Consider the following 13,629-nt stretch of genomic DNA (forward strand, 5'->3'; position numbering starts at 1 on the left):
ACCATGATCAATGAAAAAGACGGAAATTGGCAATGAACAATCACCAATCAATTAGACGCTTACCCAATCAACGTTGGCAAATTGCAGCAACAAATCCCGAAGCCAGTTTAACATTAGCAAATTTAATGAATATTTCCCCCATTATTAGCCAATTGTTAATTAATCGGGGCATGGAAACACCAGAAGATGCCAAAATATTTTTAGATCCTGAATCTCTGAATTTACCTTCTCCTTTGGAAGAATTTCCTGATTTGGCTGCTAGTGTGGAATTATTGGAAATAGCCATAACCAATCAAGATAAAATAGCTATCTGTGGCGACTATGATGCAGATGGTATGACTAGCACTGCCTTACTACTCCGCAGTTTACGCGCTTTAGGTGCTGATGTTGATTATGCTATCCCCAGTCGAATGCACGATGGTTATGGCATTAATAACCGCATTGTTCAAGAATTTCATGATGAAGGTGTCCAACTAATTCTCACTGTAGATAACGGAATTTCTGCCGTTGAACCAATTACTAAAGCTAGAGAATTAGGGTTAAAAGTTATTATCACAGATCATCATGATATTCCCCAAATATTACCTCCAGCCAATGCAATTCTGAACCCGAAACTAATCGCTGAATCTTCTCCCTATCGAGGTGTAGCTGGTGTGGGTGTGGCTTATATTTTAGCCGTTTGTTTAGCCCAACAATTAGGAGAACTCAAAGGTTTAGTACAGCCACTTTTAGCCCTATTTACATTAGGAACTATTGCCGATTTAGCCCCTTTAACGGGTGTGAATCGTCGCTGGGTAAAAAGAGGTTTAAATATCTTACCAAAATCTACATTACCAGGAATACAAGCATTAATTCAAATTGCTGGAGTTCAAGCCACTGAAGGAGAAAAAAACCAAACTTCTAAATCTTTAAAACCTGAAGATATTGGTTTTAGATTGGGACCAAGAATTAATGCTATCGGCAGAATTGGTGATCCCCAAATTGTGATTGATTTACTCACAACCGATGATTTTAGTATTGCACTAGCCAAAGCTATCCAGTGTGAACAAACTAATACTCAACGCCAACAAATGTGCGAAGAAATTGAAAAAGAAGCCATTTCTATTGTTGAAGATTTATATGTAAACTCTTTACAAAAAGATCGGGTATTAGTTGTTATTAAAGATAATTGGCATCATGGTGTCATTGGAATTGTTGCTTCCCGCTTACTAGAACGTTATGGTGTTCCCGTCTTTATTGGAACTTACGAAAATGACAGCATAATTCGGGGTTCAGCGCGGGGAATTCCTGAATTTCATGTATTTGCAGCTTTAGATACTTGTCGAGATTTATTAGGTAAATTTGGAGGACACAAAGCTGCGGGAGGATTTTCTTTACCAACGGAAAATTTACCAGAATTTAGATTGCGGTTATCTGCATTTGCAAATCAGTGTTTAGAACCTCAACATCTGAAACCGCTTTTGAAAATAGATACTCAAGTTAATATTTACGAAATTAATCAGGATCTTTTCCAACAGTTAAATATTCTTCATCCTTGCGGTATTGATAACTCAGATCCAATTTTTTGGACTCCTAATGTTCAAATAATTGAACAGAAAATAGTTGGTAAAGGTCACATTAAATTAACTGTATCCCAAACTATAGACAATCAGCGTCAAGAAATTAAAGGCATAGCATGGCGTTGGGGTGACTATTTTCCCTTACCATCAAGATTGGATATTGCTTACAAACTCCGAGAAAATAACTTTAATGGTAAAACTACCATTGAAATGGAGTTAATCGGTGCAAAACTCCCAAATCACGTTCTTGAACTTTTCACTAATTCATCAAATCAATCACGGGGTAGTTTTGAATATAAACAGCGTCAATATACCTGTGGAATCTATGAAAATGGTGTGAGTAGGGAATTAAGAGTTAAGAATTCTGAAGGTAAAGTTTTAGTTATGCAACCAGAAGATAAATTTGGTCTGTTAGGTTTCAACCGCGACAATGCAGAACAGATAGATTTGTCCCAACCCATCTATGAAGGAATTATTCAAACTGCAATTCAGGCTTTATCAACTTCTGTGCAGAATTAAAGATTTAAAACTTTTTTAAGCGGGGATTTAAACCCCGATGATCCTAAATGGGTAATTGGTGACAATACAAACCATTACCCATGACCCAATTTACAGGTTGCCGTTGCGAAATGCTAGAAGGAAGATTACTATAGGACCGGAAACCACGATTAGTCCCACGCAAGTTAACTGCAAGACAACTTCCCAATTGATGTTAGCTAAAATCTCCATTTTTTCCTCCCAATGATTTTAATGGTTTAAAAAGATTTAATAATTCAATCGTAAAACCCGCAACTTATCATATCTGTTTAGGGGATCGAAAATTTAATTTAGTTCACAAAATTATAGAAAAAGTCATAAAAAAGTAGAATATAGCAGGAGGTGGGGGCGCAGGGTCTGCGCCCTTTGTCAGCAGTCAGGAGTAAAATCCTTTTGTTGTCAGAGTTTCATGATTGATATCCTAATCACCCTATACAGGGGTATAACAGGAAGATTAAAAGGTTAAAAATATGGCTACTTGGCAATGTATATCTCAGTGTGGCGCTTGCTGTAACTTAACACCAGCAGATCGTCCAGATTTAGAAGAGTATCTTTCACCACCGGATTTAGAACTTTATCTCAGTATGGTCGGCGAAGGGGGATGGTGCGTAAATTATGATCATGGTGCGCGGGAATGTAAAATCTACTCCACCCGTCCCCGGTTTTGTCGGGTGGTAGCAGAGACATTTGAAGAGATGTATGGAATTGAACCGGAAGATGTGAACGATTTTGCCATTGATTGCTGTCGTCAGCAAATTGAGGGGGTTTATGGCGATCGCAGTTTAGAACAAATCCGTTTTGATCAAGCCGTCGGTTTTTGATTTAATTCATACAGGTATTCTCTCATTGTGTTTTTGAGCGCAGTAATCAATGGGAGATTCAAATATATGTACCTAAATTGTGCTACTGCTTACAAAGTTTCTATGCTATCCCATATATCTAACAATAATTTCAAGCTAGATAAATGATTCATTGATTCACATCGCTTTTTTAACGCATCCAGATACTTTTTATCTGCTACAACTTTTGGATTTTTCTTGCTATAAAACAAACCAAACTGTCCGAGATATTCTTGTAGATAGTGTTTATGAAATCGGGCTTTTGTGCTAAAAGTACGTCCAGGTGGACAGCAGGACATTTCTTCAGGATCATTGACTAAAACATCATAATATGCTTGAAAATCTGATAGAATTGTGGAACTTCTAAGTAAAGGATATTCGTTAGGAATTTCTGCATTACCTAATGGCCAGGTTTCAAAACAGCAATGCTGAATTATTATGTGAATCTCTGTTTTTGAACTATCTATATTGTAGCCAGATTTGAGTTCATCAAGTTTAGATTTAAGTTCATGAAAACGAGCAGTATAAGAATGTTCTTCAGAGTCAATACATATAAAAAAATGGTTGACATTGCCGAATTTTTCTATATCAATTAGACAAGCTTCCAGTGAAGAAACTCCTGGCTCTTTCGTAGGTTTACTAACCATTTTTGGATAGCCATGACCTGCAATAATTCGACAAGTATTGATTGTCATCTCTTCAGGAGTAAGCACAAAAGTCAAACTGGGAAATAAATGTTTTAACCATGCCCTATATACCCTTGGCTCAGTCTCTCCACCCTCTACTAAAAATAAAAGATTCACTCGGAAAATTCCTCCCAGTCAAGTAAATTAATTAATTGAGTAAACTTATCTAAGCTAGAAGCTGTATCAAGTGCTGGAATATCAGAAGCTTTTCTAACTTTGACTTTATTTCCAGATTTACTAACTATTTGCCAAGTTTTCCAAGGAATATTATTGATAATATATGGATGATGGCTAGTAAGTATAAACTGTACATCTGGAGATTTATCAAGGATAAAATCTGTTAGTTCAGCCATACAGTTAATTCCTAAACTGTTCTCAAATTCATCAATTAAAATCACGGATTCTTCAGGAGCAGCAGTTACTTCAACCAAAAAAATTAAAGTACGAAACATACCGGATGAAATTCGCTGTTGAGGAATCCAGTCTTCTAAACCATTTTCTTGAATTTCAAAGAATAGCATAAAATCACCATCTGAATCTCTCTTACTACTAACTCTCACATCTTTTACTTCTGGAAAAACATCAATGTAACGTTCTTTAATTTCATTGAAAACATCTGTAAAAACTTTCTGTAAATAAAAAGCCTTTAAGACTGGCGGAAAATTAGCAAAAAATTCTTTAGAATTCTGAACTTCATCATCTTCAATATTAACTGGTATTTCAGAAGGATCAAAACCAAGTCCAATCATCGATTGTTGACGAGTTTCAAAGTTAAATATTAATCTCTCAAATGCCTTACGAACTGGAATAATCAAATCTTCTTCTGAAAGAAGAGTAATTGCACTTTCAGTTCTTTTCAATTTAGGCAATTTTTCATTATTAAATTTTGAATCTGAATCATTGCGGAAAAGTATCTCCAGTTCAGAATCATCATCATATCGAACTAATTTTTCATAAACAATTTCAGTCTGTTTTGACTCATTTACATTTAGAGATATTTCTTCTTTTTTGGTTGAGGAACTTTTTAACTCCCACCTATAATTTTGCACTAAATGAGAGAAATTGATACTCCATTCTAAATCATCTAAATTACGATTCCTGCCTATTGCAACATCACAAATCAATTCAAGTGCCTTTAAAATTCTTGTCTTTCCAACTCCAGAACCACCGACAAGTAAATTTAGATCCTCAAATTTAACTTCCTCAATGTGCCAATTTTCTTTATTGTTACTAAATTTAAAACTCTGTATTTTCATATTTCTTACTTTTTTTAACAAGCAATTATATAGAGAATCTAAAAGAACTTCTGAGATGAATATCTTCAATTCGCTTTATATCTGGTATTTTAGCACTCAAAATTATGATCAGAGATTTTGTTTTAGATGACTTTTTAATATCATTAATTAAGCGCGTATTCTCATCAATAGTCTTTATGCAAAAAATAAATACTGCTATTTGCTTGATATTGCCTCTTGACGAGTATAAGCAGAGCGATCGCAGTTTAGAACAAATCCGTTTTGATCAAGCTGTCGGTTTTTGAGAAATCCAGTTGCAATTTATGACAACAATATGAGAAAATGAAAAGAATATGAAAACAACCTAGAGACAATATTAGCGCCTGTGAAACTTGATACTCCACCTGTCAGCATTTCCCAATTATCGGAAACTGAAAGCCAGTTACATCAGACTATAGTTAAGGATCATCCCCAACCTAAAGAATCTGTATTTATGGTCTTTGGGACGACCTTCATTACAATTTTTCTCGCAGAAATTGGTGATAAAACCCAACTTTCCACCTTATTAATGAGTGCAGAATCTCATGCCCCTTGGGTAGTTTTCTTGGGTTCAGCAGTAGCATTAATTACTACTAGCTTACTGGGAGTATTATTAGGTAGTTGGATATCTACAAAACTCAGCCCGAAAACCGTCGAGAAATCAGCCGGGGTGATGTTGCTGTTAATTTCCCTGATGCTGGTGTGGGATGTGATTCAGGGTTAATACTTATAAATATTGTGAATTAGGGAATTATGAACTGGCATCTTTTAGGACTAAGCTTTGTAACAGTGTTTTTATCAGAATTGGGTGATAAAAGTCAGTTAGCAGCGATCGCACTTTCTGGACAGGGACAATCTCGAAAAGCTATATTTTTTGGTACAGCGGGCGCTTTAGTATTAACAAGTCTCCTGGGCGCATTGGCTGGTGGTGCAGTGTCCCAATTTTTACCTACACGCATTTTAAAAGCGATCGCAGCCGTCGGTTTTGCCATCCTCGCCATCCGTCTATTATTACCTAACAGTGACGAGGAATAATTCAAAAAGTAAAAAACTCTGATTTTAAGCTTCCCGCCAACACCAATTTAAAAGCACACCTCCTCCAACCACCTTCAAAACTTCCAACAGAAAATAACCGCCGTGCAATAAATTCATTGTTGGTGGCATTGAATCACGAGGGAGTAAGCTAAAATTAGCCCCCAGAGCGCACATTTGGGGAGTTAGGAAATAAGTATCTAGAAATACGATTATTAACAGAAGTCCAGATAAAGCAATGATACCCAAACGCCAATCAGATTGAGTTTTGCTAATAGCTAACACAGCAGTTAAAACCACAGCAGCAGACAATAATTCTAAGCGATTAAAATTCCCAAAAACCACATAACCGACTGTAGAAAAATTTGCCTCATTCATCATCCCAGCAACAGCAAGACTAGGCATAATTACCCAATCTAACACCAGACTAGCACTCAGCCAAAAGCCCAGAGTTAAGAGAATGGCTGTTTGCCAAGTTGACTTTTTCAAATTGGGGTTAGAAATGGCGTTCATAAAAATAATTGCTTTGTTGTATTCTTAGAGTCTAACTAAAACAATGATTTTGACAACAAATATCAATTAACTGTTACAAACCAAAAAATAGCGTTATTAAAGCGGTTTCAGACGATTTTGTAAACAAATTTGAAGTTTGATTAACAAATAATTCAAAAATCTGCAAAACTTAATATCTTTGCGTCCAGAAAATCCAATTCAATAGATTGACTGTTTTAGTATTTAAGATTTGCTAATGCTAACCAAAATCCTGTATCTGCTATAATCATAAAAATTCTTTAATCATTATGATATCACCACCGCCAAGAAATTCATTTCTTGGCTAATAGCAAAATTCAGCTTTAGCTGAATCAAGATTGATATTTATTTAGTCTGTTTTAACAGACTTTTGCTATTAGACTCAGAATTCATTCTGAGGCGGTTTGGTGGGAAAATGAATCAGTTCTTGTGCTTTGCTATTTTTGACTGTCTTTAAATAACTGATAACTACCAAGTGCAATTCCTATTCCGAAAACTGCTGGAGCAGCAGCACTGATAGCAATAGCCGCCGGAATTTATAATACTTGGAATAGTATAATTACTGTATCGCAACATCCAGTTACAACAAAACTTATATAGCATTACTTAAAAACATACCCGACACCTTACCCGCCCATTACCAATCCTTCCGCGTCCCTCTCTGCGCCTGGAGCGTCTCTGCGTGAAAAAACCTCTTATTCAACCTTAAACGCCCACTTCATAACCTGTAAAGGTAAGGTAATAAAAGCCATATTTAGTAAAAATAAACAAAATAGATGACATCCATAGAATCCCACAAAAAAGCCAAAGCCCTCAAACCCGGAAGCGTGCGCCCCGCCAAAGAACTCTGTAGCGAATGCGGACTATGCGACACCTACTACATTCATTACGTCAAAGAAGCCTGCGCCTTCATTACCCAAAGAATAGACGAACTAGAAACCACCACCCATAACCGCCCCCGCAACCTCGAAAACGAAAACGAACTATATTTTGGAGTTCATCAAGAAATGATGTCCGCCAGAAAACAACAACCCATCGAAGGCGCACAGTGGACAGGAATAGTTAGCAGCATAGCCATAGAAATGCTCAATCGTGGCTTAGTCGAAGGCGTAGTCTGTGTCCAAAACACCAAAGAAGACCGCTTTCAACCTATGCCTATTATCGCCCGCACAGCCGAACAAATACTAGCAGCCAAAGTCAATAAACCTACCCTATCCCCCAATCTTTCTGTATTAGAAGAGATAGAAAAATCAGGAATGAAACGGTTATTAGTGATTGGAGTAGGTTGTCAAATCCAAGCATTACGAGCCGTTGAGAAAAAACTTGGACTAGAAAAACTCTACGTACTAGGAACACCCTGCGTAGATAACGTTACCCGCGCCGGACTGCAAAAATTCCTAGAAACCACCAGTCGTTCCCCCGAAACAGTCGTCAGCTACGAATTTATGCAAGACTTCCGAGTCCACTTCAAACACGAAGACGGTTCAGAAGAAACAGTCCCCTTCTTCGGCTTAAAAACCAACGTCCTCAAAGACATCTTCGCCCCATCATGTATGAGTTGCTTCGATTACGTCAACTCCCTCGCTGATATCGTCGTTGGGTATATGGGCGCACCATACCAATGGCAATGGATAGTAGTCAGGAACGATACAGGCAAGGAAATGTTAGAACTCGTCAAAGACCAACTCCACACCCAGCCAGTCATGTCCCAAGGAAACCGGAAACCAGCAGTACAGCAAAGCATACCAGCTTATGATCAAGCAGTGACATTACCCATGTGGGCAGCGAAATTAATGGGAGTAGTCATAGATAAAATTGGACCCAAAGGACTGGAATATGCGAGATTTTCCATAGATTCCCACTTTGCGAGAAATTATCTGTATGTGAAGCGGAATCATGGGGAGAAGTTGGAATCTCATGTACCAGAGTTTGCGAAGCGGATAGTGGGGCAGTATAAGTTACCGGAATAAGAGTCTCACGCAAAGGCGCAAAGACGCAAAGGGAAGAAGCGTCTTTGTCCTGAGTTTATAGGTTGTTCGCAATGCGGGAGATTCCGTCTTTGATGAGAAATGATCCGAAGTTTATGAGTAAACCAAGGCGTTTATCAGCGAGACGAAGGTAAGTTAATAGTTGTTTTTTATGCACCGGGTGAACTGTTTCTACAGATTTAAGTTCGATAATAACTTTGTTTTCAACTATTAAATCAGCCCGAAAACCTATCTCTAGATGAACATCTTCATAAACTACAGGTATGGGTTGCTCCGCTTTCACCGCCAATCCTCGCTTTCCTAACTCATATTCCAGAACAGACTGATAAACAGATTCCAACAAACCTGGTCCCAACCTTGTATGAATCTTATACGCAGCATCAACAACTTCCTTTGCCATCTCATTCTCATTCATATCCACCTTCTTCCTTTGCGTCTTTGCGCCTTTGCGTGAGGATTATTCTATATTTATCACCGCCTCAATAGCCGCTTGTAAAGCTATAGATACATGAGTCCAATGAGTCCCCCCTTGGCAATAAACCACATAAGGTTCTCGCAATGGACCATCTGCTGATAATTCCAAGGTACTCCCCTCGATAAATGTCCCCCCAGCCATTACCACTTGGCTTTCGTAGCCTGGCATATCGTCGGGTATGGGTTCTAGATAAGATCCTATGGGTGAATACTGTTGAATGGCTTTGCAGAAGGCGATCAGTTTTTTGGCTGAACCGAGTTTAATCGCTTGAATCACATCTCCTCTGGGCGCTAATGGTGGGGGGTTAACTGGATAACCCAGTTTGTCAAATACATAACCTGTTAGGTATGTTCCTTTCATCGCTTCCCCTACCATCTGCGGGGCTAAAAATAATCCTTGGAATAACAGGCGATTTTGATCAAAGGTTGCTCCGCCTTCGCTACCAATTCCGGGGGCTGTCAGTCTACAAGCGGCGGCTTCTACTAGGTCTGCTCGTCCGGCTATATAACCACCTGCACTCACGACTGTACCCCCAGGATTTTTAATCAATGAACCAGCTATTAAGTCAGCACCAATATGGGTTGGTTCTTGGGTTTCTATGAATTCGCCGTAGCAGTTGTCTACAAAACAAACTGTGTGAGGATTTTGCTGTTTGACTATGTAAACAATTTTCTCTATGTCGGCTATGGAAAGGCTTGGTCGCCATGAATATCCGCAGGAACGTTGAATCAATACTAACTTTGTGTTGTCAGTAATGCTAGTGCTTAAGTTTTGCCAATCTATTTTTCCTTGATCAGTTAATTCCAATTGGCGGTATTTTATGCCAAAATCAATAAGAGAACCTTGGCCTTGTCCTCTCAAGCCAATTACCTCTTCCAAAGTATCGTAGGGAGAACCGACTACTGCTAACATTTCATCCCCAGGACGAAGAACACCGTACAGCGCACAAGCGATCGCATGAGTTCCCGAAACAAACTGCACTCGCACCACCGCAGATTCAGCACCCATCACTTGGGCAAAAACTTTATCTAAGGTTTCTCGTCCTAAATCATCGTGTCCGTAGCCACTTACGCCTGCAAAATGGTGTGCGCCTACTCGGTGATGACGAAAGGCATCTAATACTCGTTTAAGATTATGCTTGACCTGAGCGTCAATACCAGAAAAAATTTCTAATAGCGCCTGTTCTGCTTCCCGCAGCTGTTCAAAGCTGTTCATCGTTTCCTCATTCAAAAACATAAAATAGATATGCGGATTTTAGGATCGCGCAGACTAGGCTGAACAATTTCTATTCAGGTTACTGCATGACAATTGCTACTTCTAAACCTCACATTAACTGGGTTAATACCCTATTTTTCGTTGCATTGCACGTCGGCGCTCTCTTTGCCCTAGTTCCTAGCAATTTTAGCTGGCAGGCAGTTGGTGTGGCTTTATTGCTCTACTGGGTAACTGGAGGTTTAGGTATTACTTTGGGATATCACCGTCTTGTTACTCACCGTAGCTTTCAAACACCCAAATGGTTAGAGTATGTCTTGGTGATTTTTGGCACACTTTCTTGTGAAGGTGGTCCCATCGAATGGGTGGGTACACATCGAATTCACCACTTACATTCCGATACTGAATCTGATCCCCATGATTCAAATCAAGGTTTCTGGTGGAGTCACATGGGTTGGATGATTCATTTCGCTCCCGCTCACGATCAAGTTCCTCGCTTCACTAAAGACATTATTGATGACCCAGTTTATCAGTTTTTACAGAAATATTTCATTTTCTTACAAATTGCTTTGGGCTTGGTCTTATACTTCTTAGGCGGATGGCCAATGGTGGTCTGGGGAATTTTTGTCCGCATTATCTGGGTTTATCACTGTACTTGGTTGGTAAATAGTGCTACTCATAAATTCGGATACCGCTCTTATGATTCTGGTGACAGATCAACTAATTGTTGGTGGGTTGCTATTCTTGTATTTGGCGAAGGTTGGCATAATAACCACCATGCTTTTCAATACTCTGCTCGTCATGGTTTGGAATGGTGGGAAATTGATATGACTTGGATGACAATTCAGTTATTGCAATTACTGGGTCTAGCAACAAATGTGAAACTGGCAGAGAAAAAGGCATAATACAGATTTCATGCTCAAAGTCAATAGTTTTATAGTCAATTTTTGGCTGAAAACTATTGACTTTTTGTGTGTAAATGGGGCAATTTAAAATTTAAAAATTTTAATTGCTAACTAACTATCCTAAGTGGTTGTTAAGTTGCTATAATCTCAGAAATTAATGTTACAAAACTTTGCAGCAAGTTACGTTTTTTAGTAACGTTGTGTTGCAGTCTGTTGTTTTTCAGGTATTCATGACTACATCAATCATCAAAAGTCAGGAAATAACGGTCTCCACAGACCTGGGCAAAGACCAAATAAAACTAAAGCATATTATCAAAAGTCTGCCCAAGGAATGTTTTCAGAAAAATAGCCGCAAAGCCTGGACAACTGTAATTCTCAGTTTATCTATGGCTGCATTGGGCTATTATTTCATCGCAATTTCCCCTTGGTTTCTTTTACCCCTAGCTTGGATTTTTACAGGAACTGCTTTAACAGGTTTTTTTGTTATTGGTCACGATTGTGGTCATCGTTCATTTGCAAACCGTCGCTGGGTAAATGATTTAGTGGGACATTTTTTCATGATGTTCTTGATTTACCCTTTTCATAGCTGGCGGATTAAACATAATCATCACCATAAACATACTAACAAGCTAGACGAAGACAACGCTTGGCATCCTATTAGAACAGAGGTTTTTGCAGGTTGGTCTAAGAATAGACAATCTGCCTTTGAGTTGTTTATGCGTCAACGTCTCTGGTGGGTAGGTTCGATTGGTCATTGGGCAGTTGTGCATTTTGATTGGCGCAATTTTCAGAAAAAAGACCAAGCTAGTGTCAAACTTTCTGTAGCTGTAGTAGTTGCTTTTGCAGCTATTGTCTTCCCAAGTTTAATTATTACAACTGGTGTTTGGGGTTTTATTAAATTCTGGTTTATTCCCTGGATTGTTTACCATTTCTGGATGAGTACCTTCACTATTGTTCACCACACTCTTCCAGATGTTCCTTTTTCAACTGCTGATAAATGGAATGAAGCCTTAGCACAGTTATTTGGGACAATTCATTGTGATTACCCTCAGTGGGTAGAAGTTCTTTGTCACGATATTAATGTTCATGTTCCCCATCATATTTCTACTGCTATTCCTTCCTATAATTTACGGTTGGCTTACAGTAGCATCAAAGAAAATTGGGGTCCTTATCTCCATGATGAATATAAGTTCTCTTGGAATCTGATGAAAGAAATCACTAATCAATGTCAACTCTACAAAACTGATATTGGTTATACTACTTTTGACGCATACCGGGCAGCGAAATAATTATCCATGAGTGATGAATTTAGAAAGTATAAATTTGTTAATTGCTTACTTGTACTTTCATCACCAGTTCCTTTAGTTTGGCAATTAACCACGAATGTTGAGTAAAATTGCCAATATTTCTCTGTTTAAATTCCAGTGGTAACTAAATATTACCTCACAGTTAATTGATAATTTACAATCAACCAATCCAGTGCAATTAGATACAATCCAGTTTAATCAAGACCCTAGTTCCCAACCTGGTGAAGGTAAAGAAAAGTTACCTTTTACTCTTCAGGATTTAAAAGCTGCTATTCCCGCTGAATGTTTTCAGCCTAGTGTGACTAAATCGCTTTATTATTTCTTCCGTGATGTTCTGATTGTGGGACTGCTGTATGCAGTTGCCAATTACCTAGATTCTTGGTATTTCTGGCCAATTTTTTGGGTAATGCAAGGAACGATGTTTTGGGCTTTGTTTGTAGTTGGTCATGACTGCGGACACCAATCTTTTTCTAAGCATAAGTGGTTAAATGATCTAGTTGGTCATATTACCCATACTTTCATTCTTGTTCCTTATCATGGTTGGAGAATTAGCCACAGAACTCACCACAAAAATACAGGCAGTTTGGAGAATGATGAAAGCTGGTATCCTGTCTCTGAATCAGAGTATGATGAGATGCCTTTAGCGCAGAGAATAGGGCGTTTTTATCTGTTCTTATTGGCTTATCCAGTTTATTTATTCAAGCGTTCTCCTGGTAAAGAAGGTTCTCACTTTTCACCCAGCAGCCCGCTGTTTAAGCCTTCAGAAAAATGGGACATTATCACCAGCACCACCCTTTGGATTAGTATGGTGGCTGTGTTAGGTTTATTCACTTATCAATATGGTTGGATGTGGTTGTTAAAATACTACGCTGGCCCTTACATTGTCTTTATTATTTGGTTGGATTTGGTGACTTTCTTACACCATACTGAACCGGGAATTCCTTGGTATCGTGGGGAAGAATGGACTTTCCTGAAAGGGGCAATTTCTAGTGTTGACCGAAATTATGGAATTTTTAACCACATTCATCATGATATCGGTACTCATGTTGCTCACCACATTTTCTTGAATATGCCTCATTACAACTTGTTGAAAGCGACTGAGGCAATTAAACCAATTATGGGTGAGTATTTCCACGAATCAAAAGAACCAGTTTGGAAGTCTTTGTGGAATTCTGCTATTGGTTGTCATTTTGTTCCCGATACAGGTAGTAAGGTTTACTACACTTCTAAGAGTCAGAATGTCAAGTAATCGGTAAATTTTTTAAAGCTAGGAAGTCCGCTAAT

General features: G+C 38.4%; 15 protein-coding genes. 9 read left to right on the forward strand and 6 right to left on the reverse strand.

The window, feature by feature from the left end:
- Window positions 1-32: 32 nt before the first annotated feature.
- Window positions 33-2,078, forward strand: a complete 2,046-nt coding sequence (gene recJ / locus HEQ36_RS18540) for a single-stranded-DNA-specific exonuclease RecJ (RefSeq protein WP_168635434.1) — start codon at window positions 33-35, stop codon at window positions 2,076-2,078.
- A 90-nt stretch (window positions 2,079-2,168) separates the two neighbouring features.
- Here recJ and HEQ36_RS18545 read toward each other — a convergent pair whose 3' ends face one another.
- Window positions 2,169-2,288: a photosystem II reaction center protein Ycf12 gene (locus tag HEQ36_RS18545; protein WP_071992760.1), complete on the reverse strand. Its 120-nt coding sequence runs from the start codon at window positions 2,286-2,288 to the stop codon at window positions 2,169-2,171.
- 278 nt (window positions 2,289-2,566) lie between these two features.
- Here HEQ36_RS18545 and HEQ36_RS18550 point away from each other — a divergent pair, with 278 nt between their 5' ends.
- Window positions 2,567-2,917, forward strand: coding sequence for a YkgJ family cysteine cluster protein (locus tag HEQ36_RS18550; RefSeq protein WP_053539875.1), 351 nt, complete (start codon window positions 2,567-2,569; stop codon window positions 2,915-2,917).
- A gap of 89 nt (window positions 2,918-3,006) precedes the next feature.
- Here the strand turns inward: HEQ36_RS18550 and HEQ36_RS18555 are convergent, their stop codons facing one another.
- Together HEQ36_RS18555 and HEQ36_RS18560 are read right to left on the reverse strand one after the other, a co-directional pair.
- A complete protein-coding gene (locus tag HEQ36_RS18555) occupies window positions 3,007-3,738 on the reverse strand; it encodes a hypothetical protein (protein WP_168635435.1) in 732 nt (243 codons plus the stop codon).
- On the reverse strand, window positions 3,735-4,877 hold the full coding sequence (locus HEQ36_RS18560; RefSeq protein ID WP_168635436.1) for an AAA family ATPase: 1,143 nt from the start codon (window positions 4,875-4,877) through the stop codon (window positions 3,735-3,737). The genes HEQ36_RS18555 and HEQ36_RS18560 overlap by 4 nt, the downstream gene beginning before the upstream one ends.
- Window positions 4,878-4,981: 104 nt before the next feature.
- On the opposite strand from HEQ36_RS18560, the gene HEQ36_RS18565 reads away from it, so the two are divergent.
- From HEQ36_RS18565 to HEQ36_RS18575, 3 genes are all read left to right on the forward strand, one after another.
- Window positions 4,982-5,161: a hypothetical protein gene (locus HEQ36_RS18565; protein ID WP_205748426.1), complete on the forward strand. Its 180-nt coding sequence runs from the start codon at window positions 4,982-4,984 to the stop codon at window positions 5,159-5,161.
- 80 nt (window positions 5,162-5,241) lie between these two features.
- Window positions 5,242-5,619, forward strand: coding sequence for a TMEM165/GDT1 family protein (locus HEQ36_RS18570; protein ID WP_053539873.1), 378 nt, complete (start codon window positions 5,242-5,244; stop codon window positions 5,617-5,619).
- A gap of 29 nt (window positions 5,620-5,648) precedes the next feature.
- Window positions 5,649-5,930: a TMEM165/GDT1 family protein gene (locus tag HEQ36_RS18575; protein ID WP_039202938.1), complete on the forward strand. Its 282-nt coding sequence runs from the start codon at window positions 5,649-5,651 to the stop codon at window positions 5,928-5,930.
- A 24-nt stretch (window positions 5,931-5,954) separates the two neighbouring features.
- Here HEQ36_RS18575 and HEQ36_RS18580 read toward each other — a convergent pair whose 3' ends face one another.
- Window positions 5,955-6,440, reverse strand: coding sequence for a DUF2863 family protein (locus HEQ36_RS18580; protein WP_168635437.1), 486 nt, complete (start codon window positions 6,438-6,440; stop codon window positions 5,955-5,957).
- Between the two features lie 794 nt (window positions 6,441-7,234).
- Between HEQ36_RS18580 and HEQ36_RS18585 the strand changes: the two genes are divergently transcribed.
- The gene (locus tag HEQ36_RS18585; RefSeq protein WP_168635438.1) at window positions 7,235-8,428 is read left to right on the forward strand and encodes a Coenzyme F420 hydrogenase/dehydrogenase, beta subunit C-terminal domain; all 1,194 of its coding nucleotides are present in this window, start codon (window positions 7,235-7,237) and stop codon (window positions 8,426-8,428) included.
- Between the two features lie 55 nt (window positions 8,429-8,483).
- Here the strand turns inward: HEQ36_RS18585 and HEQ36_RS18590 are convergent, their stop codons facing one another.
- Both HEQ36_RS18590 and HEQ36_RS18595 read right to left on the reverse strand, forming a co-directional pair.
- Entirely contained in the window at window positions 8,484-8,861 is a 378-nt protein-coding gene (locus tag HEQ36_RS18590) for a GxxExxY protein (RefSeq protein ID WP_053539868.1), read from the reverse strand.
- A gap of 42 nt (window positions 8,862-8,903) precedes the next feature.
- Complete coding sequence (locus tag HEQ36_RS18595; protein WP_053539867.1) at window positions 8,904-10,136, reverse strand: methionine gamma-lyase family protein; 1,233 nt, start codon at window positions 10,134-10,136, stop codon at window positions 8,904-8,906.
- Between the two features lie 86 nt (window positions 10,137-10,222).
- Here HEQ36_RS18595 and HEQ36_RS18600 point away from each other — a divergent pair, with 86 nt between their 5' ends.
- The 3 genes from HEQ36_RS18600 to HEQ36_RS18610 all read left to right on the forward strand — a co-directional run bounded on the left by HEQ36_RS18600 (window position 10,223) and on the right by HEQ36_RS18610 (window position 13,594).
- Window positions 10,223-11,038 (forward strand): acyl-CoA desaturase, encoded by an 816-nt coding sequence (locus HEQ36_RS18600; RefSeq protein WP_053539866.1) that lies wholly within the window; start codon window positions 10,223-10,225, stop codon window positions 11,036-11,038.
- Window positions 11,039-11,268: 230 nt separating this feature from the next.
- Window positions 11,269-12,327 (forward strand): fatty acid desaturase, encoded by a 1,059-nt coding sequence (locus HEQ36_RS18605; RefSeq protein WP_053539865.1) that lies wholly within the window; start codon window positions 11,269-11,271, stop codon window positions 12,325-12,327.
- Window positions 12,328-12,532: 205 nt separating this feature from the next.
- Window positions 12,533-13,594, forward strand: coding sequence for a fatty acid desaturase (locus HEQ36_RS18610; protein ID WP_290708264.1), 1,062 nt, complete (start codon window positions 12,533-12,535; stop codon window positions 13,592-13,594).
- The last annotated feature ends 35 nt before the right edge of the window (window positions 13,595-13,629 follow it).

The organism is Anabaena sp. 54 (genome assembly GCF_017355725.1).
Taxonomy (GTDB): Bacteria; Cyanobacteriota; Cyanobacteriia; order Cyanobacteriales; family Nostocaceae; genus Dolichospermum; species Dolichospermum heterosporum.